At 36.7% G+C, this 498-nt stretch carries 1 protein-coding gene; it reads left to right on the top strand.

The window, feature by feature from the left end:
- Positions 1 to 498: transposase (locus CD118_RS10715; protein WP_142380873.1), on the top strand; the 498-nt coding region annotated here is incomplete at both ends.

Genomic DNA, 498 nt, shown 5'->3' on the forward strand with positions numbered 1-498 from the left:
AACGAAAGATGTCGAAGGTGCGATGAGCTTTATTTACTGTGATAGTGTAACCCATGATATCATCGATATTTTACCTGATCGTCGCAAACATAAATTAGAAGCCTATTTTTTAAAGTTCTCTAGAAAGCAACGTGAAAGAGTGAAAACCATCTCTATAGATATGTTTCCACCTTATATCGCACTCATTCAAGACTTATTTCCTCATGCGGAGATGATTATTGATCGCTTTCATATCGTGCAGGCGATCAATCGTGAAATCAATCGATGCCGAGTTCAAGTTATGAATGGTTTTAGGACAAAAGACAGACCTCAATATAATAAATTAAAGCGTTATTGGAAGTTACTATTAAAAGCGCCCTTAGATTTGGATCGAATGATATATCAGTCATACGGACTTTTTAAGTCTTGGCAGAGTCAATACAGTTTAGTTCAGTATTTATTGGGCCTTGATGAGAGGCTCAAAGAGACATATGAAACAGGGCATCGTCTTTTAAGTGC

It is taken from the genome of Staphylococcus coagulans (genome assembly GCF_002901995.1).
Lineage (GTDB): Bacteria > Bacillota > Bacilli > Staphylococcales > Staphylococcaceae > Staphylococcus > Staphylococcus coagulans.